The 22780-nt window shown below is 42.5% G+C and carries 22 protein-coding genes; 3 read left to right on the plus strand and 19 right to left on the minus strand.

The window, feature by feature from the left end:
• Positions 1–230 precede the first annotated feature (230 nt).
• The 5 genes from DZ860_RS13845 to DZ860_RS13865 form a co-directional block, all read right to left on the minus strand.
• Positions 231–1118: a DMT family transporter gene (locus DZ860_RS13845; RefSeq protein WP_120032253.1), complete on the minus strand. Its 888-nt coding sequence runs from the start codon at positions 1116–1118 to the stop codon at positions 231–233.
• Between the two features lie 370 nt (positions 1119–1488).
• On the minus strand, positions 1489–2796 hold the full coding sequence (serS, locus tag DZ860_RS13850; RefSeq protein ID WP_120032255.1) for a serine--tRNA ligase: 1308 nt from the start codon (positions 2794–2796) through the stop codon (positions 1489–1491).
• Between the two features lie 91 nt (positions 2797–2887).
• Positions 2888–4237 carry a replication-associated recombination protein A gene (locus DZ860_RS13855; protein WP_120032257.1) on the minus strand — a complete coding sequence of 450 codons (1350 nt, stop codon included), beginning with the start codon at positions 4235–4237 and terminating at the stop codon, positions 2888–2890.
• 2 nt (positions 4238–4239) lie between these two features.
• On the minus strand, positions 4240–4836 hold the full coding sequence (gene lolA / locus DZ860_RS13860; RefSeq protein ID WP_120032259.1) for an outer membrane lipoprotein periplasmic chaperone LolA: 597 nt from the start codon (positions 4834–4836) through the stop codon (positions 4240–4242).
• A 262-nt stretch (positions 4837–5098) separates the two neighbouring features.
• Positions 5099–5713, minus strand: a complete 615-nt coding sequence (locus DZ860_RS13865; RefSeq protein ID WP_120032261.1) for an SEC-C metal-binding domain-containing protein — start codon at positions 5711–5713, stop codon at positions 5099–5101.
• A gap of 273 nt (positions 5714–5986) precedes the next feature.
• Here DZ860_RS13865 and DZ860_RS13870 point away from each other — a divergent pair, with 273 nt between their 5' ends.
• Positions 5987–6565 (plus strand): type IV pilin protein, encoded by a 579-nt coding sequence (locus DZ860_RS13870; RefSeq protein WP_120032263.1) that lies wholly within the window; start codon positions 5987–5989, stop codon positions 6563–6565.
• A 70-nt stretch (positions 6566–6635) separates the two neighbouring features.
• Entirely contained in the window at positions 6636–7589 is a 954-nt protein-coding gene (gene dusC / locus DZ860_RS13875; RefSeq protein ID WP_120032265.1) for a tRNA dihydrouridine(16) synthase DusC, read from the plus strand.
• A gap of 136 nt (positions 7590–7725) precedes the next feature.
• Here the strand turns inward: dusC and DZ860_RS13880 are convergent, their stop codons facing one another.
• From DZ860_RS13880 to cysB, 5 genes are all read right to left on the minus strand, one after another.
• Positions 7726–8520 carry an ABC transporter ATP-binding protein gene (locus DZ860_RS13880; RefSeq protein ID WP_120032267.1) on the minus strand — a complete coding sequence of 265 codons (795 nt, stop codon included), beginning with the start codon at positions 8518–8520 and terminating at the stop codon, positions 7726–7728.
• A complete protein-coding gene (locus tag DZ860_RS13885; RefSeq protein ID WP_243641859.1) occupies positions 8517–9461 on the minus strand; it encodes an ABC transporter permease in 945 nt (314 codons plus the stop codon). Before DZ860_RS13885 ends, DZ860_RS13880 begins: the two co-directional genes overlap by 4 nt.
• 61 nt (positions 9462–9522) lie before the next feature.
• Positions 9523–10488 (minus strand): ABC transporter substrate-binding protein, encoded by a 966-nt coding sequence (locus DZ860_RS13890; protein ID WP_120032269.1) that lies wholly within the window; start codon positions 10486–10488, stop codon positions 9523–9525.
• 163 nt (positions 10489–10651) lie between these two features.
• Complete coding sequence (locus DZ860_RS13895) at positions 10652–11851, minus strand: methyltransferase (RefSeq protein WP_120032271.1); 1200 nt, start codon at positions 11849–11851, stop codon at positions 10652–10654.
• Positions 11852–11919: 68 nt separating this feature from the next.
• On the minus strand, positions 11920–12894 hold the full coding sequence (gene cysB / locus DZ860_RS13900; protein ID WP_120032272.1) for an HTH-type transcriptional regulator CysB: 975 nt from the start codon (positions 12892–12894) through the stop codon (positions 11920–11922).
• 434 nt (positions 12895–13328) lie between these two features.
• On the opposite strand from cysB, the gene DZ860_RS13905 reads away from it, so the two are divergent.
• Entirely contained in the window at positions 13329–14093 is a 765-nt protein-coding gene (locus tag DZ860_RS13905) for a DNA repair protein (protein ID WP_120032274.1), read from the plus strand.
• Positions 14094–14292: 199 nt separating this feature from the next.
• On the opposite strand, the gene pyrF is transcribed toward DZ860_RS13905, so the two are convergent.
• The 9 genes from pyrF to hbs form a co-directional block, all read right to left on the minus strand.
• A complete protein-coding gene (pyrF, locus tag DZ860_RS13910; RefSeq protein ID WP_120032276.1) occupies positions 14293–14988 on the minus strand; it encodes an orotidine-5'-phosphate decarboxylase in 696 nt (231 codons plus the stop codon).
• Positions 14989–15057: 69 nt separating this feature from the next.
• Positions 15058–16227, minus strand: a complete 1170-nt coding sequence (gene lapB, locus DZ860_RS13915; protein ID WP_120032278.1) for a lipopolysaccharide assembly protein LapB — start codon at positions 16225–16227, stop codon at positions 15058–15060.
• 28 nt (positions 16228–16255) lie between these two features.
• Positions 16256–16534: a LapA family protein gene (locus DZ860_RS13920; protein ID WP_120032279.1), complete on the minus strand. Its 279-nt coding sequence runs from the start codon at positions 16532–16534 to the stop codon at positions 16256–16258.
• A gap of 142 nt (positions 16535–16676) precedes the next feature.
• On the minus strand, positions 16677–16958 hold the full coding sequence (gene ihfB / locus DZ860_RS13925) for an integration host factor subunit beta (protein WP_120032281.1): 282 nt from the start codon (positions 16956–16958) through the stop codon (positions 16677–16679).
• A 236-nt stretch (positions 16959–17194) separates the two neighbouring features.
• Complete coding sequence (gene rpsA / locus DZ860_RS13930; RefSeq protein ID WP_120032283.1) at positions 17195–18865, minus strand: 30S ribosomal protein S1; 1671 nt, start codon at positions 18863–18865, stop codon at positions 17195–17197.
• Between the two features lie 104 nt (positions 18866–18969).
• Positions 18970–19650, minus strand: a complete 681-nt coding sequence (gene cmk, locus DZ860_RS13935; protein ID WP_120032285.1) for a (d)CMP kinase — start codon at positions 19648–19650, stop codon at positions 18970–18972.
• A 255-nt stretch (positions 19651–19905) separates the two neighbouring features.
• Positions 19906–20217: a ComEA family DNA-binding protein gene (locus DZ860_RS13940; protein WP_120032287.1), complete on the minus strand. Its 312-nt coding sequence runs from the start codon at positions 20215–20217 to the stop codon at positions 19906–19908.
• Positions 20218–20356: 139 nt separating this feature from the next.
• The gene (ppiD, locus tag DZ860_RS13945; RefSeq protein WP_120032289.1) at positions 20357–22216 is read right to left on the minus strand and encodes a peptidylprolyl isomerase; all 1860 of its coding nucleotides are present in this window, start codon (positions 22214–22216) and stop codon (positions 20357–20359) included.
• Positions 22217–22387: 171 nt separating this feature from the next.
• Positions 22388–22660, minus strand: a complete 273-nt coding sequence (gene hbs, locus DZ860_RS13950) for a non-specific DNA-binding protein Hbs (protein WP_120032291.1) — start codon at positions 22658–22660, stop codon at positions 22388–22390.
• Positions 22661–22780 lie beyond the last annotated feature (120 nt).

Below are 22780 nucleotides of genomic sequence, written 5' to 3' on the forward strand. Positions count from 1 at the left end.
GCATTGAGATGATGTTCTTGGCAAAACTCAGCGGTAATCTGTAACTCTTTAGAAAACTCAGACATAAAAAAATCGGCCTCAACTATGTTGAGACCGATTATGAACCCTGCTCAGGATCGTTCAATTATTTAAAACGATCAGCATTAACGTTTACGTCGGCTTTTTTGCACCATCTGAATCAATCGCAGCGATTAAACCCTATAGCTACCCAATATAACTACCCAAGCTCGCTACTTAGTTGAGCGGCGGTGGAATAAAGAGGTAAATTTTCCATCCGTTCGATAAAGGATCAAAGAAAACAGAATTAAACCGCAACCTATAAGTTTATTCGTAGACAGTTCTTCACCGTACCAAATTACACTTAAAAACACAGTCCATACTGGTTCGAGAATCATAATCAAAGCAGCATTACCCGGATTGATCTGCTTTTGAGCCATCGTCTGCATCGCATAGCGCATCGCCGTTGCCAAAATAGTACTTGCAAAGAACCATCCCCAGATAGACGGTTCAACCGAAACAGGAACTGTTTCAAAAAGCGCACTCGCTGTTAAGCCAATTAAACCGGTAACAAATAGCTGAATACAGGTTAACAACATGATTGGTAATGTCTGCGAATACTTGCTATTCACATTGAAATACAGCGCTAACATAATAGCGTTAAGTAAGAACCAAAACTGACTAGTTGAACCTTGCCAACCATCTTTGAGCGATAAGAATGCCAAACCGGCAAAAGCTATCGGCAAAGAAAGCCAAAAAATACGCTTGGGTTTTTGCTTGAATAATATCCACGCGACGAACGGCACCATTAGCATTGATAAGCTAAGAATAAATGCCCCCTCACCCAAGGTTTCACTGATGGATATCGCATGTATCCAACTCATCAACGCCATCGCCAATAGACAACCGACCATGGCAGCAGAGCGGATATCATGCCAACTGGCACGGCGAAGTGATTTATAGCAAAACGGCAATAGACACAAAGAAGCAATGGTAAATCTTAGGCCAACAAAACCAAAAGGTGGTAACCCTTGGATCGCTTCTTTGGAAAAAATCCAACCAAATGCAGAAAGAACGGTCGCAGAAACCAGTATCACAACGGCTTTACGTTCTGAATTCAAAATAGATACTCGTTATAGTTTTATGAGTGGATTCGTTAGAAATAACGGGCGTAGCAAAGCATCGATGGATGCGATCGGATGATGCCAGTTTGAGAAAGCGAACGCGAGATGAGCGAAAATTCGATTCTCATACAATAAGAATGCATAGATTATACTCTAAAAGCCAAAATCTACCCTCAATTATTCTCTATCTTTAATCATTCGTATTCACGATTTACATTCAATAATTCGGTTAATTTTGCCCATTAAGATGCATCATCCTCTGGGGAAAGTAAGACAAAATAACAAACCTCAGATATAAAAAAAGCTGGCTCATGAGCCAGCTTTTTATATTAACTAACAATCGGATGTTAATTAACTCATATTCGTGTTAACCAATGTACGTTGCACCATTCATGTACGGTTGCAATACTGCTGGAACCGCAATACGGCCATCCGCTTCTTGGTTGTTCTCAAGAATAGCAACCATAGTACGACCTACTGCTAGACCAGAACCATTTAGTGTGTGCACAAGTTCCGGTTTTTTCTCGCCTTTACGACGGAAACGAGCTTGCATACGACGTGCTTGGAAATCCCACATGTTTGAACAAGAAGAGATTTCACGGTAAGTTTCTTGAGCAGGAACCCACACTTCCAAATCGTAAGTTTTACGAGAACCGAAGCCCATGTCACCAGTACATAGAACCACTTTACGGTAAGGAAGCTCTAGAAGTTGTAGAACTTTCTCAGCGTGACCCGTTAGTTCTTCTAGAGCAGCCATTGAATCTTCTGGTTTAGTAATTTGTACCAATTCAACTTTATCGAACTGGTGCATACGGATAAGACCACGAGTATCTCGACCGTAAGAGCCCGCTTCTGAACGGAAACATGGCGTGTGTGCTGTCATCTTAAGCGGTAGATCTGATTCATCAGAAATCGTATCACGCATTAAGTTTGTAACCGGTACTTCCGCTGTTGGGATTAGAGAAAGTTTACGCGGTTCTTCGTCGTTCACTTTTTCTGTTAGCGGTTCAGTATGGAATAGATCTTTACCAAATTTTGGCAACTGACCTGTACCAAACAAGCTGTCTGAGTTCACTAGGTAAGGCACGTACATTTCTGTATAACCGTGCTTTTCTGTATGAAGATCTAGCATGAACTGAGCGATTGCACGGTGTAGACGAGCAAATTGACCTTTCATTACGATGAAACGAGCACCCGTAATTTTTACTGCGCTTGCGAAATCTAAGCCGTCAGCCATTTCACCTAGATCAACGTGATCTTTTAGTTCGAAGTTGTAAGCTTTTGGCTCACCCCAACGAGAAATTTCAACGTTGTCATTTTCATCTTTACCATCAGGCACTTCATCACAAGGGATGTTTGGTAGAGATAGCGTAATATCGTCTAGTTGAGCCATTACAGCGTCAAGTTCAACTTTTTTCGCTTCAAGATCACTACCTAGTGTACCGATTTGCTTTTTAATCTCTTCAGCACCCTCTTTATCTCCCTCTGCCATTTTCTGGCCGATTTGCTTGGAGATGGAGTTACGCGTGGATTGTAAATTTTCAACTTCGACTTGAATCGACTTGCGTTGTTCTTCAAGGGTACGGATTGTCTCTACGTCTAGCTTAAAGCCGCGACGTGCCAGTTTAGCAGCTGTTTCATCCAGCTCTGTACGAAGTAATTTAGAATCCAGCATTGTTAATCCTATGCTTTGAGTAGTGAAAATACGCGCACATTCCAAACATACGCGTTTAATAATTTAACCAAATAAATGTATCCAAAAAAGCCTACTTTTCATAGCGCTTTTGTCGGCTATTTGCGTCTAAATTAGCCAAGTAATCTAACTTTTCGCCAATTTTGGTCTCAAGACCACGATTAGTCGGATTATAGTATCGAGTTCCACTCATTTCTGGAGGCAAATATTGCTCACCTGCGGCATACGCTCCCGGTTCATCGTGCGCGTATCGATACCCCTCTCCGTAACCGAGATCTTTCATTAATGTTGTTGGTGCATTACGCAGATGATGTGGCACTTCATATTCAGGTAAGTTATGTGCATCATTCAAAGCTTGTGCCCAAGCGGTGTACACCGCATTACTTTTCGGTGCACAGGCTAAGTAAACAACCGCTTGAGCAATTGCCCGATTTCCCTCTGCAGGACCAAGTCGAGTAAAACAATCCCAAGCCGAGATCGCAACTTGCATTGCTCTAGGGTCTGCATTTCCTACATCTTCTGAAGCAATCGCCAGCAAACGACGAGCAATATAAAGAGGATCACACCCTGCACTGATCATTCTTGCCGACCAATATAAGGCCGCATCAGGATTAGAACCGCGAATCGACTTATGTACCGCTGAAATCAAGTCGTACCAAATATCACCTTTATTATCAAAACGCGATACTTTCTCTCCAGCAACTTCAGCAAGAAGCTGCAAACCAACCACCTTCTCACCTTGTTCATTTTCTTGAGCCATGTCGTATAAGAGCTCAAGATAGTTCAGTGACATTCGAGCGTCACCATTAACCATCTCAGCTAAGCGGTCTAATACGTTATCAAGAAACTGAGCTGGGATATCCCCTAAACCTCGTTCCGTATCGTGAATTGCTTGCTCAACAGCCAAACGGATATCTTCTGTAGCAAGCGAAGTTAACTTATAGACTCGAGCCCGGGATAATAGTGCGTTGTTTAATTCAAATGACGGATTTTCTGTTGTCGCACCAATAAACGTTACCGTACCATCTTCAATGTGTGGCAAAAAAGCGTCTTGCTGTGACTTATTAAAACGATGGACTTCATCTACAAATAGAATCGTGCGACGACCGGCAAGCTTGTTTTCACGAGCGCGCTCTATTGCCGCTCGAATTTCTTTCACACCCGATGTCACTGCTGAAACTCTTTCCACTTCAGCATTCGCATAATTCGCCGCAACTTCAGCCAGCGTTGTTTTGCCTGTACCCGGCGGCCCCCACAAAATCATTGAGTGGACATGCCCCGCCTCTAATGCTCGGCGCAGAGGCTTACCCACACCGAGAATATGTTGCTGACCAATATATTGATCCAACGTTTGTGGGCGCATTCTCGCAGCAAGGGGACGGAAATCTTCATCCCCAGAGAAATCAAATGAGAAATTACTCACTCTTAATTCCTTTGGTCATCGACCTCAACACCTTTAGGAATCGTAAAAGTGAAGCGATCTGCATTGGGTTTTGCCAATGTAATGTTGTTAAATGAAAAAGCACTGGTTTGTCCATCTTGCTCAATCACACTGAAACCTTGAACAGCACCTTTAGCGTTAATCTCAAGCTTGAATTGTCCTTGGTTACTATCAACAGCAGTCGGCGTTAAGGTAAAAACATCCCCTTTCTGGGTCACGTTATAATTGTCCCAGTCACTCGCACGATTTCGGGTCAACAAGACAAATGGTGTTTGTGCTGTTGCTTGCTCTTGCCAATAAATACTCACTTGCTCAATAAATGGGCTGTAGTACCACAAACTTTTGCCATCAGAAACTAAGACATTTTCGTCTGGTGTAGTGGTCGTCCAACGAAAAAGACTAGGACGTGCAATATCAACACTACCTTCCCCTTCCATAACCACATCGCCCTCTGGACTCGTCACTTCTTGAGAAAAATCAGCACTGAAACCATCAGTGCGTTGTAGACGCTCATTCAAAACATCTTTTGGGGCCGCCAAAACTGACGAACTCACTAACAAAAGCATTAGAAGCTTTTTCATTATTACTCACCCTGCTTAATTCGAAAAACCTTAAAGTAACTAAAGCATTATCTCTGCTTGATTATCAATAGGCTGACTATACCCAAACAACTTGACGATGCAGCTAAGCGACAAGCGAACAAAGCCTCTGAACATAGATGAACTATGTGAGTGCCTGTCAACGATGCTGCAACTCCAAGTAGGACGGGTATATAGTTATAATTTGCCGTGTACGATTATTTGACCGAGTAATGTCAGTTTTGTTCGCACTCTTTTATTGGTACTACTTACCACAGCACTGTTTAAACTTTTTACCGCTACCACAACTACAAATATCATTACGACCAATATCTTTAAATGGGTTTACACTTTGCGCTTTTGCTCCCACCATCGCTTCGTCAGCTGCTTGAGCTACTTCGCCAATCATTAAGTCGAGTTGATCGATAAAATCTGTCAAACTTGGCGGAGTCTCAATACCGACAGAAATCATTTGTGCTTGCGTTTCTTTTTCATCAATAGCCAGCATAAATGTCGTGAGCATCGCTTGCAGCATACGCAGTGTGCCATCATTAATATTCGCTTCAAGCCATTGCTCTTCGATAGTCGGCCAAAGCATCATAAAACCTTGCGCAAAATCAGACAGCGCATCTGCCTCTTCACTTTGTTCAATTAGAGATAGCAGTGAATATTCATTGCATTTTAAGTAGCTAAATTGATGGTTTATTTGTCCCACAATTACGCTATTCAATACATTGGCTTTCTCACCAAACACTTGATCTAACCAAGCCTCTGGCTGTAACGGTTTCGTCGCCATGTTGGCCGCCAAGACTACTCCTTCGATAAACATTGGAGATTCGTGGCAGTCGATATTTGCAAGTGAGGCTAATTGGTATTTCATGTGGACTTCAATTTTGATGGGAAAGGAATCACAATTATACCTCGCTAATGCGCTAGGGTCACGGTAGATCAATACAGCCGAAGAATACCTATTTTCTAGACTTTTATCATTGAAGCCAAATAAACCCTCACATAAACCACCACTTCAATACACACATGATTAAGGCCATCTCCTAAGTGAATGATATTTTTTAACTTATTTAACTTTAAAATTGATCGTTTTTAGAGCATTATCTGCGCGTTACATTGTTTTACACAAAAATGCGAGCGAGATATGAAAATAAGTAAGAGTCGTGGGTTTACTCTCATAGAACTAGTGGTAACTATCGTGATTATTGCCACCCTCTCGGTTGTCGCAATACCTAAATATTTCAGTTACCAACGCGATGCTAACCTATCTCGTGCCGATGCTGCCTTTGCTAGTTTTAAAACTGCTGTTGGTCTATTTCATAATAAATGGTTAGTTGAGGGTGAGCCGGATTCCACTCACTCTGTAGGCTATGGTCAAGGCGATGTTTATCCCTCAGAAGCGGGATTTCCCATTTCTGTCGATGGAGCACCAAACCCTCAGCATCCAGTGAGTGGTCAGGAATGCGTAGAATTGTGGCACGCGCTTATGGATGTTGATCTCACTATCCGAGATATGAACACCACTGGGACGATTTTACCCTCAGATACCGATATCGTCGCTTGGTATAACACCAGCAATGAGTGTACTTACCATTACACAACCGGATTTGATCTTCATGAACGAATGCCACTTATGAAGTATGCGCCTTTAACTGGCATGATAAAAATTACTGATGGGGCAAATAACGCAGCCGCTCCTGAACCTGAGGCCGATTCAAGATAAAACCACTAAAAAGTGACTTCCCACGAGTAAATCATTAGAATCACGCCTCCCTAACTGGAGGCGTTTTTGTATGCGAGTTGTTTTGGGCCCTATGGAGGGCGTTTTAGATCACCTAATGCGTGAGATTTTAACTGACATCAATGACTACGATTTGTGTGTCACCGAATTCGTGCGTGTGGTCGATCAAAAACTGCCAGAGCATGTATTTAAGCGTCTTTGTCCTGAGTTAGACCAAGGTTCACAAACCAAATCGGGTGTGCCTGTCCACATTCAATTGCTTGGGCAAGACCCTATCTGGATGGCGGAAAATGCTGTAGTCGCTGCGGAATTAGGAGCGAAAGGTATCGACCTTAATTTTGGCTGCCCAGCAAAATTAGTAAACAAAAGCAAAGGTGGAGCGGCACTGCTACAACACCCTGAGCTAATTCACGATGTGGTTAGAGCCTGTCGCAACGCTGTCGATTCTTCAATTCCAGTAACAGCTAAGATTCGTTTAGGCTGGGAAAATCCAGATGATTGCTTTGAAATTGTTGATGCCATTGAACAAGCGGGCGCGAATGAGTTAACCGTCCATGCTCGAACAAAGAGCGGCGGCTATAAAGCGAGCGAAATCAAATGGGATTACATTAATCAGATTCGCCAACGCAGTACCATTCCACTAATCGCAAATGGTGAAATTTGGAACTACGCCGATGGACAAGCTTGTATCGATACCACAGGGGTTGATTCGCTAATGGTATGTCGCGGCGCATTCAATGTTCCTAACCTTGGTAATGTGGTCAAGCACAACGCCAATGTCATGCCATGGTCTGAAGTGGTTGAGTTGATGTTAGTGTATTCTCAATATGAGATGAAAGGTGACAAAGGTTTATACTACCCTAACCGCGTAAAACAGTGGTTTGCCTACCTACGTCAGCAATATCCCGAGGCCGCTGATTTGTTCCGTGAAATCCGCACATTTAACAAAGCGGAGCCTATCGTTGAACGTATCAAGCACTACCGTGACAGCCTTTACGTCCTATAAGATCCTAAACTCAATTAGAATAATAAAGAAAAACCCATCATGCCAATCGCAATGATGGGTTTATTATTTTAGCCTTTTCGGTTTTGATATCGCCAATATACTTATCTAGCTGAGTACAAGTAAACCTGAACCCAGATTAGTTAAGTAGCAAACTATCGTCTGCTAATTCTTCACCGCGAACCTTAGAGAACATTTCCAGCAAGTCAGGCACTTGCATATTCGCTCTTTGCTCACCAGCGACATCCAATACAATTTCACCCTGATGAAGCATTACGGTCCGATCCCCACATGCTAATGCGTCTTTCATTGAATGCGTCACCATCATGACCGTTAAGTTAAACTCGCTGATTACCGTTTTCGTCAGATCAATAATGAATGCTGCCATTCTAGGATCCAGTGCGGCGGTATGTTCATCTAAAAGTAATAACTTACTGTCTGACAATGTCGCCATCACTAAGCTTACTGCTTGACGTTGACCTCCTGACAATAAACCGATGTTGTCACTCAAACGATCTTCTAGCCCAAGCCCTAGAATACTAATTCGCTCTTGAAACAGTTTTCTTCGCTTAGTTGATAATGAAAGGCTCCAACCTCGACGTTTTCCTCGCATATACGCCAACGCCATGTTTTCTTCGATAGTCAAAGCTCCACATGTTCCCGCAAGAGGGTCTTGAAAAACTCGCGCGCATTGCATTGCTCTTTGATCGACCGTTTGTCGGGTAACATCAGATTCATCAATAATGACCCGCCCACCAACCATCGGCGTTTCTCCCGTTACTGCTCCTAACAAGGTCGACTTACCCGCCCCATTCGAACCAATTACAGTTAAGAACTGATGTTCTGGCACTTCAAGATTTACACCTCGTAATGCTCGGTTTTCTAGAACGGTACCAGGATTAAAAGTGACTTGAATATCTTCCAAACGAATCATAGTGCACCTCCTGACTCTTTGTCTGGGTTAGAAGATGAATTTTTCGATAAGGCCTGGCCGCGCTTCTTTGCTTTTCGACTGCTTTTTATCTTTGGTGCTATTAACGCAACGGCGACCAAAACAGCCGTAACAAGGTTCAAATCAGAGGCTTGTAAACCAAACATACCCGTACTTAGTGCGAACGCTACGGCTAACCGATATAAAACAGAACCGACAATGACGGCCACTACGGCCACCCAGATCTTTCTTCCTGAAATGAGCGTTTGACCTAGAATCACCGCGGCGAGACCGACCACAATAGTACCAACTCCGGAAGTAACATCTGCAAAGCTGTTTGTTTGAGCAAACAAAGCTCCGGCAAAGCCAACAAACCCATTGGATAGCGCAAGGCCAAAGTATGTATAAAAACTGGTACTAGCCCCTTGAGCTGAAACCATTCGGGCATTCACACCCGTTGCTCTTAAGCCTAAGCCGAAATCGCTATTGAGCAAGCGAACGACAAACCATGCGGATATTAAAACTAGAATACCCACCACTAATGGTCTGACATACATAGAGTCCGCTAGCGCCTCAAATGGAGTCAGAATGGTTTCTTCACCCAGTAATGCAACATTCGGTCTTCCCATAATACGGATGTTAATCGAAAACGCGGCGATCATGGTTAAAATGGACGCTAATAAATGCAAAATACCACAGCGCACAGCAAGAAAAGCGGTCACCCACCCCGTTGCAGCACCGGCAATGATCGCCATAAAAGTCGCAAGCCATGGATTAATGCCAGCAACAATCGCCGTCGCAGCGACCGCGGCTCCCATTGGGAAACTACCATCAACGCTTAAATCAGGAAAATCGAGAACACGAAAGGTAAGATAAACACCAAGAGCAACCAATCCGTATAACAGGCCAATTTCAAGCGCGCCAAAAAATGCAAAAGCAGACATAACAACTCCTTTTCTGCTTATGTAAAAATGGGCAGCAAATGCTACCCATCTTTACTGATTGTTATTTCACGCTCGTTGCTCGATCAAGCACAGACTGAGGAATAGTCAGACCTAACTTTTCTGCAGCAGAAGTATTTACTACTAAATCCGAACCTTTTGCGACTTTCACATCTAATGTGCCAGGTTTAGCACCCTCGATGATCGCTGCTACATACTCAGCTGTTTGTACGCCAACCTGGTAGTAATCAAAACCTAGGCTAGCGATTGCACCTTTTTCAACATAAGACGTTGCGCCACCCAAAACCGGTGTCTTCGCTTGATTTGCCGCAACAATCATTCCCTCAATTGCGCTCGCTACCGTATTATCAGTCGGTGCGTATAACACATCCGATTTAGCCGCTATTGCCTGAGTAGCCGATTTCACATCAGCACTCTTCAATGCCGTCGCTTCGACAACTTCAATCCCTTGCGCTGCAGCACTTTCTTTTAACAGCTCAACTAGGGTCACCGCATTCGCTTCACCGGGATTGAATACCACACCAATCGACTTCACATTGGGCATAATCTCTTTGATTAGTTGCACATGCTGAGCAACGGGAGAGAGATCGGAAAGACCTGTGACGTTTTTCCCTGGCTGCTCCAATGTTTTAACCAATTTAGCGCCAACAGGATCTGTGACGGCGGTAAATACGACAGGAATATCACGTGTAGCAGAGACTAATGCTTGGGCCGTAGGTGTCGCAATACCGACCAACACGTCAGGTCTTTCACCTACATATTGGCGTGCGATTTGAACGGCGATAGCTGGGTTTCCTTGAGCAGTTTTATAATCAAACTCTAAGTTTTTTCCCTCTTCATACCCTCTCGCTTTTAGGCCATCCAATAGCCCTTGGCGAGTCGCATCTAACGCTGGGTGCTCTACAATTTGAGAGACGGCAATTTTGGCGGTTTTTGCCATGATACTTGGTGAAGAAAGTAAGGTTGCACTCGCGAGAACGGCGGTGGCTATGACTTTGCGTGCTTTCATCTTAACTCCTTGATTTAAGCAGTAGTAACTTTGGTTTGTATTGGTTTGTTGTGTTATTTCATATTTTGATAGTTATATTTTGTGCTCTTCTTGTGCACAGCTATCATTATTACCAATAAGCCAAATAAAATGGAAGCAAGTTTTAACATTAAAGCAACAAAACTTAAGGTCGCATTTTTTTTGCTTTAATCAAAATATTTCTTGGCGTTACCTCTCGAGCGCAAAATTCACTGATGGATACATCGTAACCATGTTGTTGAAGGTAAAGTACTTTGTCTAATACCAACCATAACTCCAAACTACGACGGAAGAGCTGTTGAATAAGGCTTAGCCGCTCCATTTTCCAATATCTCTGTTGGCCCAAATGGTAAAACTTATCAAAGTCACATGGGGTCAGAGCAATACCTTTTAATTGAGCAGCCCAATAACAAAATGACTCAAAACCCTCTGCCAATTGAGATTTCTTGATACTTGGAATAGGCTGGTAATGCTCAAAACCGAAACAATCTGTCAATAAAGCATCAAAACCAAGACGATAGCTCATCTCCAACATTCGATGTCGACGCACCCTCTCCCCACCAGTAACTAATTCTTGTAGCGGTATGCGCAATTCAGATTTCGTTAAATGAAGTTGTGATGCTTGCGCTGGTTTGGAAAGAGCTTGATAAGTCTCCGCTTGAATTAGATGGTAGCAACACGGCGAAATAGTAAATGCTGGTAGAGATCTCTCAACCCCTTTTTCAATTAAAGAAACATGCAGATCACCACAAGCATGCAAAGCGACAGCATGTTGATTCGAATTCAAAACATCGAGGGCACTGGGGCTTAGTGCATCACCTTGAACAAAGCGCATAGGCAAATGCTGTTTATTTGCTTCTTGTTGTCCTGAGTCACATAGGCTTTGTTGGTACTCGAAGCTTGTGACTGTTTGCTGACTATTATGAGCAAGTATTCGTCCTAAAAACCCTTTCCCTGAACACCACTCTAACCATTCGCTTCCGGCATGCTGCTCAAGTGCTACTTCTCCCATTGCTACGATCTGAGCAAGCTTTCGCCCGGGAATGCCGCTATCAATCCCTCTTTCTAGTGGTAAACCTTTTAGCTCTACGCGCTCTAAATGATTAAGTGCTAACAATTGCGGTAAGTTAGGAATATAAGAGCGAACGGCATTAGCCAATGCAGGAAGGTCAGTTTGATACTGTTCAACTTGTTGATCTGTTAATGATGTCAGCCACAAACACAATTGCGGATGTTGCTCTTGCCATGGCAGATTTGAAAAACGACAGGCGAAAAAAGGTTCAAAACGCCAAAATTCTTGGTGAGTAATAAGATAGCTATCGAGAGATTGAAATAGGCCTTGCATGCTTCCCTCTAGGGAAAATCGTTCTAGAGGACGTATTTTAGAGGGAAGCATATTAATTTAAAAGTCTACTAACGGACTGGCAACTCGATATCTTTAAACATTTCGTTGATTTCTACGTTCGATTTTAATGATAACGCTTGCTCAACAACTGGACGTGTTAAATGAGGAGCAAACCGTTCCATAAAGTCAAACATATAAGAGCGTAAAAACGTACCACGTCGGAAACCAATACTTGTCGTACTTGCTCCAAATAAATGGCTAGCGTCAATGGCAACCAAATCAGCATCTTGATCACTATCAATAGCCATGCTAGCGATGACGCCTACACCAATTCCCATTCTTACGTATGTTTTAATCACATCTGCATCTGTCGCGGTAAATACAACTCGAGGAGTTAGACCCTCTTTATTAAAAGCCGTATCCAACTCTGAACGTCCGGTAAAACCAAAAACGTAAGTCACTAATGGATACGTTGCTAAGTCTTGTATCGTGATATGCTTTTTTTGTGCTAAAGGGTGCTCTTTCGGGACAACAATAGAGCGATTCCAATGATAACAAGGCAACATGATAGCATCTTGATACAAATGAAGTGCTTCTGTTGCGATAGCAAAGTTTGCGGTTCCTTTAGCAATAGCTTCAGACATTTGAGATGGCGTGCCTTGATGCATATGCAATGACACTTTCGGATAGCGAGAAGTAAAACCTTTAATAACATCAGGTAGTGCGTAACGCGCCTGTGTATGCGTCGTCGAGATGTTCAACGTACCCATTTCAGGGTGTGTGTGCTCACCGGCCACCGCTTTGATACTTTCGACTCGAGCCAAAATCTCTTGAGAAATGCGGATGATATCTTCACCTGCGGTCGTCACTTGCGTTAAATGCTTACCACTACGCTCAAATATTTGAATGCCTAGCTCATCTTCAAGTAAACGCACTTGCTTACTAATACCGGGTTGAGATGTGTATAAGCTCTCCGCAGTAGCGGATACATTCAGGTTGTGGTTAAGCACTTCAACAATGTACTTCAACTGTTGTAACTTCATTCGCGACCTCGTTATCCTTTTACGATGCGTTTACTTACCGTTCGATAACCACTTTAATCTGTGGCTAAGAAGAGAGCTTATCTACCTAAATAACCTAGAGAAGCTTTGGTATACGATTTAGTTATAACGTCTCTTGAATGAAATTGATAGTCGAATCACGAATTTGCTTTTTATTATTTCGCTTTTAAAAGAACCAAACTGGTGATTTTGCAACCAATGACTCATTATTCAGTATTTCATCATCAAGTAAGATACTAATGTCCCCTCTAGGCTGTAATAATCTCTAAGCAGCATGCTCATGCGAGTGTTGAGCTTACAAAGCGATATGCCTGAGATAACATGCTGATAAATGCTTGAATAGTTGATGCCTTGATAGCAAGGAATGTGTATCCTTGAGGGCTAGCCAAAAAACAAAAACATAAGATACGGAATTTATGAATATCGGGTTAATCATTGCATTAGTTGCCATCCTGCTGGTATTGGTACTCGGCTACAACATCATGCTGCAATATAAGGTAAAGGCGGAAACGGCTAGAAAGCAAGAAAGTGCCCGTTACCTAACCATTATTGACGCCACCGAGGAACTGATCGGCCATGCTCACCACATGCCATATAGCAAAGACTTATTGATTTGCCTAAACACTCGCATTCTCGATGCGCTACAAAACATGTCCGAGTTGGACAGTAAAAATAAACAACTATCTCAGCGCTTAGAGCATACTGAACAACAAATCACACAGCTACACGAGAACTTTAACGAAAAAGAAGCTTCTACATTCAAAGTTCCAAGTAACGACAAACAAGCAATTGTCATGCTGAAATTAGTGAAACGATTACGCGATACTATTCGAAGTGAACATAATAAAGGCCGTTTCGAAACACAGGCTTATGTTGCAGAGAATGCACGTCTAGAAACGATTCAACTAAGAATCAATATTGAGAATGTGATTAAGCGTGCAAACGATGCCATGGTGCGTAACCAACCTGGTACAGCACTTCAACTTTTGCGTAAAGGCTTAGACGTATTAAGCACAAAAAATGATGCTTATTCCATCGCTGCTCGTCAAAAATTACAAGCTATGCATGATGAGTTGGAAAAACGTCGCCAAAGCCGAAGCGCTGAAGAACTTAATCAGATGGAAAGAAATGAACGCCAAGATGATATGGACGCACTGTTTGGTGAGAAAAAGAAATGGTAATCTGAACGTTAAACATTCAATAGGTCGCTTAATGCGGCCTTTTTATTGTTTATACCTTTATGCTCGAAACTTAGAGCGAATGAATACCCACCTACACTTCATCGAATAAGCCTGAACTGAAAAAAGTAAGCACCAGAAACAAAAAAGTCCCTATTGGGACTTTTTGTATTTCTAGCAACAACGCAAAATTAACACCTTATTAGCGTAAAGAGGCGTTAATTTCTGCCAGCACAGCAGCAGGATCAATTGCTTGGGTGATCGGACGTCCAATAACTAAGTAATCTGAACCAGCTTGTACCGCATCAACCGGAGTCATAATTCGTTTTTGGTCGCCTACATCTGCACCAACAGGACGAATACCAGGCGTCACTAACTTAAACTCGCGGCCTAGTTCAGCTTTTAACATAGAAGATTCTTGGGCAGAACATACCACACCATCTAATCCCGATTGCTTCGCCAAAGAAGCCAAACGAATCACTTGTTCTTGAGGGGCAATATTCAAACCAATACCCGCTAGGTCACTTTGCTCCATGCTTGTCAGAACAGTAACACCAATTAATAACGGACGATCTTTGCCGTATGGCTCAAGAATCTCACGAGACGCCGCCATCATGCGTTCACCACCACTTGCATGTACGTTCACCATCCATACTCCCATTTCAGCCGCAGCTCTCACTGCTTTAGAACATGTGTTAGGGATGTCATGGAATTTGAGATCTAAAAACACTGAGAAGCCGCGTTTATGCAACTCACGTACAAATTCAGGACCAAATAAAGTAAACATTTCCTTGCCTACTTTTAACCGGCACGAACTTGGATCAATACGGTCAACAAAAGCGAAAGCGTCCGCTTGATTATCATAATCCAATGCTACGATGACTTTTTGGTCAATCATCTCTTCTCCTAACTAACTTCAACTTAAAAAAATGCAGTTGCTCAAAATAGAGCAACTGCATTGAAAATTTTATTCACCATCTAGCCCACGAATAGGCTTGATCGTTCCCCATCCTTTACAGGATGGGCAGTGCCAATACATTGAATGAGTCGAAAATCCGCACTTTCTACAACGAAAATGAGGTTTTACTTTCAACTGTTCGCCAACAAGCTTCTGCAATGTTCCTAAGCTTGCTTTCGCTCGGCCCTCTTCTGCATCTGCCAAATGGTAATCCATTAATCGATAGAAACCTTTCATCGTTGGATTTTTTACCAGTTGTCGTGTCAGCATTTCTTGCGCGGCACCAAACCCTTCATGTTGAGCCACTAATTGAGCCAACATAAGTTCGGCAGATACACCTGACTTACTCGCAATACATTGACGTAAAAATTCGAGTAATTCATCTTCTTGACCTAAGTGATGATAACAATCCGCAAGCGTTGGTAAAACTTCACTAACAAAGTCATGGTCTTGCTCAAGTACCATCGTCATATATTTGATGGTATGTTGGTAATCTTCTATTTCTAAATAGAGCTTGCCCAAAGCGATACTTGCTCGCACACACTTGGGGTCTTCTGAAAGCGCACGTTTAAAATACTGGATGGCCTTATTGCTATTGCCCTCAGCTTTCTCTTGCATCGCAAGCTCACACCAAAAATGAGCGATGCTATTACGCATTCGTTTACGGCCTAGTTTCACCAGCATCGACGCATAAGTAATGGCTTTATGCCATTCTCGAGTTTGCTGATAAATTGCAACTAACTGTCGTAATGCGGGCTCACGGTGATCTGGTTCATCAACTAACTGCTCAAATATTTTCTCTGCGCGGTCCAAAAACCCAGATGCCATGTAGTCCTTTGCCAATTGCTGCAAAGCGATATTTTTTTGATCGATGGTGAGGCCAGAACGAGAAATAAGATTTTGGTGGATACGAATAGCACGATCCACCTCTCCACGAGAACGAAACAGATTACCCAGAGCAAGATGGGTATCGATTGTTTCATCATCAACCTGAAGCAGCTCGATAAAGTGATCCACAGCTTTATCAGATTGATCGGAAAGAAGCAGGTTTAAGCCCGTTACGTATTGACGAGATATTTGATTTGATTGTTTCTGCTTGTCTTGCTGAGCGCTACGATTACCCATATACCAACCGTATGCGGCAGCGATCGGTAACAACAAGAAGAGTATTTCTAGCATTGAGTAAAAAGCCTACCTAAATCTATAATTACGCTTTACTTGGCTTAATTTCAGTTGACTCAGGTGATAATTTTTTTAATTGCTTCTTCAACTTGCGAACTTGAAGCTGAGATTTTAAGTGCAAACTACCAAAGATAAGCCAAGCTAAAACAAAACCGAATACGAACACCACACCCAGTAAAGTAGATAGGTGGAATTCACCTTGAGCCAATAAATAATTAAAGTTCACTACTTCTTGGTTTTGTGAGCCTAGTGCTAGTGCTATTAAAAACAAAGCGAGCACTATAACGATTTTTATAATTTTCATAATCCATTACCTAATCGAAAATCTAACCTTAAGATTATGCAGTAAAATCAGACAACACTCCATGGTTATCTTAGTGAAACCTTTCATAAAAAAAGCGGCACACATGATGTGTACCGCTTTCTATAACAACATATGGTGTCAATTAGTCAATATTGACACGCTCACGCAATTCTTTACCTGGTTTAAAGTGAGGAACGTATTTACCTTCCAATTCCACTTTATCACCGGTTTTAGGATTTCGGCCTACACGTGGCTCCCTGAAATGTAAGGAGAAACTGCCAAAACCACGAATTTCAATTCTATCACCATCTTCAAGCGTTGAAGCCATGTGCTCAAGAATGTCTTTCACTGCGTCTTCAATCTCTTTAGCTGAAAGGTGTGTTTGTTCAGCACAGAGTCTTTCAATCAATTCAGACTTAGTCATAGATTCCCTCATAGAGTAATTTATCACTGATTATAGTAAGTAATATCAATTCCAACAAACACTTGCTACATATTCTAGTCAAATTTTGCTCAATTTACTCGACTGAGCCAATATTCTTTCGGTGCAATATTAGTAATTGATATTAATACTTCGGTTATAGACCTTAGAGTACATCATAAAGAGACAAAAAGAAAAAAGGAGCCCTAAGGCTCCTTTTTTTGACAAATGGGAGTAAATTACTCGCCTTTTGCTGCTTTGAAAGCGTCAGCCATAGCATTACCAAACGCAGCTTCGTCAGCTTTGTTTAGAGTAGCCATTGCTTCTTGCTCTTCAGCTTCGTCTTTAGCTTTGATAGATAGGTTGATTACGCGGTTCTTACGGTCTACACCAGTGAACTTCGCTTCAACGCTGTCGCCAACGCTTAGGATTAGAGATGCATCTTCTACACGGTCACGAGCTACTTCAGACGCGCGGATGTAACCTTCAACGCCTTCTTCTAGCTCAACAGTTGCGCCTTTAGCGTCTACTGCTGTAACAGTACCAGTTACTAGAGTGCCTTTCTTCTTCTCAGCAACGTAAGCATTGAATGGGTCATTTTCCATTTGCTTAACGCCTAGAGAGATGCGCTCACGCTCAGCATCAACTGCTAGAACAACTGCAGAGATCTCGTCGCCTTTCTTGTACTCACGTACAGCGTCTTCGCCCGCAACATTCCAAGAAATGTCAGATAGGTGAACTAGACCGTCGATACCGCCTTCTAGACCGATGAAGATACCGAAGTCAGTGATAGACTTGATCTTACCAGTAACTTTGTCGCCTTTAGCTTGCGCTTCAGCGAATGACTGCCATGGGTTAGCTTTACACTGTTTTAGACCTAGAGAGATACGACGACGTTCTTCGTCAATCTCAAGAACCATAACCTCAACTTCGTCGCCAACATTAACAACTTTAGATGGGTGGATGTTCTTGTTAGTCCAATCCATTTCAGAAACGTGTACTAGACCTTCAACGCCTTCTTCGATTTCAACGAAGCAGCCGTAGTCAGTTAGGTTAGTAACACGACCAGATAGTTTGTGACCTTCTGGGTAACGCTTAGCAATTGCTACCCATGGATCTTCGCCAAGTTGCTTAAGACCTAGTGATACGCGAGTACGCTCACGATCGAACTTAAGAACTTTAACTAGGATTTCATCACCAACATTTACGATCTCAGATGGGTGTTTAACACGTTTCCAAGCCATATCTGTGATGTGTAGAAGACCGTCAACACCACCTAGGTCTACGAAAGCACCGTAGTCAGTAAGGTTCTTAACGATACCTTTAACTTCAGAACCTTCTTGTAGAGTTTCTAGAAGTTCATCACGCTCAACGCTGCTTTCAGATTCGATAACTGCGCGACGAGATACAACTACGTTGTTACGCTTCTGGTCAAGTTTGATAACTTTGAACTCTAGCTCTTTGTTTTCTAGGTGAGCAGTGTCGCGGATTGGACGCACGTCTACTAGAGAACCAGGAAGGAAAGCACGGATACCGTTTAGTTCAACAGTGAAACCGCCTTTAACTTTACCGTTGATGATACCAACAACAGTTTCAGCTTCTTCACAAGCTTTCTCAAGAACGATCCAAGCTTCGTGACGCTTCGCTTTCTCACGAGAAAGTTGAGTTTCACCGAAACCATCTTCAACAGCGTCTAGAGCTACGTCTACTTCGTCGCCAACAGCTACTTCAAGTTCGCCAGCAGCGTTCTTGAACTGTTCTGCAGGGATTGCAGACTCAGACTTAAGACCAGCGTCAACAAGAACGAAACCGTTCTCGATAGCTACTACAGTACCTTTAACGATGCTGCCTTGTTGGAATTCAGTCTCGTTTAGAAACTCTTCAAAGAGTTGAGCAAAAGATTCAGTCATTTATTTAATCTTCAATAAATTAAACGTCCACGGGTATCCTACCGCATGGGGTTATTAGCTTCGCCAGTCATCATCCTTGCGACCGACGCTCTGACCTAGCAGCCTTAAGCTACTAGCTTAGATTCGATATATTGTAGTGCTTTTTCTACCACTTCGTCGATACTCATCGTAGTAGAATCTAGCAATAGCGCATCCTCTGCAGGGCGTAATGGTGCCACTGGGCGGTTACGATCTCGATCGTCACGCTCTTGGATCTCGCTTAAAAGGTCAGCAAATCTAACATCTAACCCTTTATCTTGCAACTGTTTAAGACGTCTATTAGCGCGCTCATGCGCACTCGCATCTAGAAATATTTTCACTTCCGCTTGAGGAAATACAACGGTTCCCATATCGCGGCCATCAGCCACCAACCCCGTACCGTCAGCAAACGCTCTTTGACGTCGTAGTAACGCTTCACGTACACGAGGCAAAGCCGCTACTTTTGAAGCGGCCATTCCTGTCACTTCTTTACGCAACTCGTTCGATACATCTTCGCCTTCAAGGATAACTTTAACCAATTCACCCTCAGCAACAAATTGAACGTCTAAGTGGGTCGCCAAAGCAACAAGCGACTCTTCTGAATCAAGCTCAACACCATGATGAATAGCAGCTAATGCCAATACTCGGTAGATTGCACCAGAATCTAGTAAATGAAACCCTAGTTTGCTTGCTAGACGCATGCATAAGGTTCCTTTACCCGCGCCACTCGGCCCATCTACAGTAACTACTGGTGTATGAGAAGACATGTGTAACTCCAAGTTGGTTGTAAACTCTTATCGTCGTGACCTGACGCTTATAGGCGAAAAATTATAGTGGGAATTTGCGTTTGGTGCTAGTGAGGAAATCATTGAACGAACGAAAAAAGAGCGCCTAAAGCGCTCTTGACTAGAAAACATTCGATGTGAGTATCACTCACATATACTTTTTGCCAACCAGAGTAAGTGCGTGAACAAAGATTTTAATCAACAAGCATGATCACATACTTATTATTTTGACGAACATTAGTCACTCAGTTGAATCCGACTGTAGTTCTTTGCTACAGTGGCCTCACCGATTCCGGTCACCTTAGCTAAATCTTCTACTTTTTCAAACAGACCATGTTCTTTTCGATAGTCTACGATCGCTTGAGCTTTCTTAATGCCAACACCTTTAAGTAAATCTGCAATTTCCTGCGGGGAGGCTTGATTAACATTAACTGTAACCTTAATCCCCTCATGTTGTGAATTTGGAGCTTGCTCTTCAGCGTTAACCATATTGCTAAAAGGTAGCGCTATTGCGAATAGTACGGATAGGAGTATCGCTTTAATATTCATATCTTTTCCCTCACTGCTAAGTAACTTTCATTACTCACGCTAACGACATTTCGGGAAACTGCCAGAGGTATCTATTCAAAATAATACGGGCTGCAAAAGCAGCCCGTTTTCATATCATTATCAATTACACTAAGTTCGCCTATTGGCTCACAATAAAGTACTCAATCGTCGCTTCCTTACGCAGAATGTCTATGACTCCTGCTAAGTTATCTTGCGCGTTTAGGTTTTCTAATTGTGCCGAAATTTGTTCTGCGTACTGAGAGTCATCGCTTGTTTTAACTTCAGTTAGCTCAACAACAACAGTATCACCATTAAAATCTTTAGCTTGTGCAAACTGTGGCTGGCCATCTTTCGGTTTTGCCATCGCAAAAACTACGTTTGCAATTGGAGATGAACGATCAATCGTTTCTTGCTCACCAAATGAAAGACCATTTTCTTGCAATAACGTTTGTTTACCTTCTTTTAGCTCGCTCACTAGGCTTGTTGCCAGTTCAAGTGCTTGCTGTTCACCTTTCACTTTAGAAAGTTGAGTCACCACTTGCTCACGAACGTCAGAGAGAGGAAGTACAGCTTCGTCTCGTGCATCTTCAACACGCACAACCATTACATGCTCAGGTGCAACTTCAATAACGTCAGAGTTTAAGCCGTCTTCTTTCACTTCTGGAGTCAAAATAGCTTGCATGACTGCCGGCATTTTCAAAAGTTCAGGCGCGTCAGCTTGAGAGATGAAATCCGTTGTTTGAATTTTCGCATCAATCGCATTTGCCGCATCATCTAAAGAATCAGGGTATTCAAATGCCACTTTTTCTAGTTCTGTTTGAAGTTCATAGAACTTCTCAACAGCTTCTTGATCTTTGATCTCTTGCTTAATTTCAACAGCAACTTGTTCATATGGTTTAGCGACTGAATCTTTTAAACCGTCAAGCTTGATGATGTGGTAGCCGAAATCAGATTTAACTAAGCCGGTGACGTCACCAACATTCTTCAAAGCAAACGCCGCTTCTTCGAATGATGGATCCATTACATCACGTTCGATCCAACCTAGAGAACCGCCCTCTTCAGCACTACCTAAATCATCCGATTTTTCTTGTGCTAAAGTGGCAAAATCAACACCTGTATTCAATTCATCTAATACTGCTTGCGCTTTTGCTTCGTCATCACCTTGAATTAAGATGTGGCTAACTTCACGTTGTTCATCAGATGAGTATTTATCCAAATGAGCTTGGTAATATGTTTTCGCTTGTTCATCAGTAACGACAATACTGTCTTTCAACTGCGCAGCAGATAGCTCAATATACGAAACTTTCACTTGCTCAGGACGTGTATAGCGGTCTGCATTTTGCTTATAGTAGTTTTCAATATCAGCATCTGATAGTTCTACTTGGTTCGCAAACTGCTCTAAAGAAAGAGTCACTCGACGAATATCACGAGTTTGTGTGATCAATTCACTTTGAGATTCCACTTCACTCGGGAGAACGAAATCACTCGCTTGAACGGCTGATAAAAGTTGGTTACGAACTAAATCACGGCGTAAGTACTCTGCGAAGCTCTCTGGTGTGAACCCAGCACGACGCAATGCCGATTGATAGATCTCTGAGTCAAACTGACCATCTTTATGAAACTGTGGCATTTCAAGCATTAGAGAGCGTACTTGCGCATCACTGACTCGTAGGCCAAGCTCTTGAGCGTGCTGCTCTAGTAAAACATTGTCGACCATTCTGTCTAACACTGATTTACGGAAAGTTTCAACATAACTAGGATCTGCTAATAGATTAGCGAAATAATCACCTAGCTGTGCTTGCATTCGATTGCGTTCATTTTGGTAAGCTTGCTCAAACTCACCACGGCTGATCTCGACATTGCCTACTTTTGCTGCTGCGTTACCGTTGCCACCAACAATGTAGCTACCTACGCCGGCAAAAACAAAAGATAGGATAATAAGGCCTAGGATAATTTTAACCGCGATGCTGTTAACACCTTCGCGTAATCGATCCATCATACTTAAACTACTCTCCGCGTATGAACCGTATTAGAGAAACTTCAATAATACGACGTACGTAATAAATTATAATCAATAGCGCGATAATATCAGAAAAAGAAATGCGCATCAGTATGATGCGCATATTTTCAAAAAGTTCGATGAAACTACAAGTTTTGTAATTCTATCTAATTAGTTACAAGCATCTTTAAGTGCTTTACCTGCTTTAAACGCAGGTACTTTTGCTTCTGCGATTTGGATTTCTTCGCCTGTTTTTGGATTACGACCTGTGCGTGCTGCACGAGTGCGAACGCTAAATGTACCAAAACCAACAAGAGCAACTTGATCGCCCGCTTGTAGCGTACCGCTTACTGCTTCGATAAGAGCGTCAAGAGCACGGCCAGCTGATGCTTTAGAAAGATCTGCATTTTCTGCGATATGTTCTACTAATTGTGTTTTATTCACTGAGATTCCCCTTTGCGTCACCCATTGTTATTTTGTGTGGTGACTATTCGTTCCATTAAGATTGAATCTAGCTTGAAGCCCCGTAAAATAAGGCTTCGAGCTATAATGGCTAAAGTTAGC

Origin of the sequence: Vibrio sinensis, assembly GCF_003605645.1 — a bacterium.
Classification (GTDB): domain Bacteria; phylum Pseudomonadota; class Gammaproteobacteria; order Enterobacterales; family Vibrionaceae; genus Vibrio; species Vibrio sinensis.